This is a genomic window from Bartonella sp. AP7XZML (assembly GCF_042195745.1).
In the GTDB taxonomy this organism is placed as follows: domain Bacteria; phylum Pseudomonadota; class Alphaproteobacteria; order Rhizobiales; family Rhizobiaceae; genus Bartonella.
In genome coordinates this window covers 1-1,207 of sequence record NZ_JBHIOT010000050.1, presented here as the reverse complement: position 1 = coordinate 1,207, position 1,207 = coordinate 1, and the positions used below count along the sequence as shown (strand labels likewise).

General features: G+C 39.6%; 1 pseudogene. It reads right to left on the bottom strand.

Annotated features, from left to right (window positions below):
• Positions 1–1,133 precede the first annotated feature (1,133 nt).
• Positions 1,134–1,207: pseudogene (locus tag ACFILT_RS03635) on the bottom strand (transcriptional regulator); the annotation flags it as partial.

Genomic DNA, 1,207 nt, shown 5'->3' with positions numbered 1-1,207 from the left:
GGATTTTTGGTTTGCACTTCAAGCCCCCCTCCGGTTGCGAGCGCCCTCGCATTGGTATTCCGGGAGTCTAAAAGTACTGAATCCGAGTCAGTTTTTTTGCTTTTAGTGCGGAAAAGCACCTGGACATAGCAAAAACTCCCGGAATTCCGGGATACCCACAAAAGTGGGCTCAATTGTACGCTCGGATTTAGGGCTTTTAGTTCCCTATTGGTCGTTGCGTATACGACCAAAATTACAGTATTCATTTATAAGGCAATTTCAGAAAATTGGCAAGAAAAATCAAAATAATCTCAAAGACTATAAGATTGGGTACTTTTTAAAAAAGTGCGAAATATGGATTATAAATCGCGTCTTTTTCCTATCAAAATGTCGATAAAATTTGGATTTTTAGTTGGCACTTCAAGCCCTCCTCCGGTTGCAAGCGCCCTCGCATTGGTATTCCGGGGTCTGAAAACACTGACTTGACTCAGCTTTTTGCTTTTAGTGCGGAAACGCACCTGGACATAGCAAAATCTCCCGGAATTACGGGATACCCGCAATGCGGGATAAATTTATGTATTAAGCTTTCGGGCTTTTAGCTCCCTATTTGATCGTTGCGTGGACGATCAAAAACACGTGCTTATCAATAAAGTAATTTCAGGAGATTGGCAAGAAAAATGAAAATAATCTCCAAGACTATAAGATTGGGTACTTTTTAAAAAAGTGCGAAATATGGATTATAAATCGCGTCTTTTGCTTAATCAGAAATGTCGATAAAATTTGGATTTTTAGTTGGCACTTCAAGCCCTCCTCCGGTTGCAAGCGCCCTCGCATTGGTATTCCGGGAGGTTGGATTCACTGAACTTAAACAGTCTCTTGTTTTTAGTGCTTAAAGCACTTGGACATAACAAAAGCCCCCGGAATTTCCGGGATAGCCATAATTGTTTATGTTTAAGTTTTAAGGAATCCAACTCCTTATTGACCGCTGCGTAGACGACCAAAAAACACAGGCCAATTCATAAAGTAATTTCAGGAGATTGGCAAGAAAAATCAATATCCCATAAAATGGCGTGATTTTGAAGGGTGTGGAGTGCTGGTTTGAATTTGACTTAAGGGGTATATGAATGGAATAATATTAATTGTTACTCTTTTGCTTAATCAGAAATCAGCCACAAGATTGCTTTTTGTTTTTTCGGCTGGAGCTCTCTAAAATTTTTCAAAAGTGAAT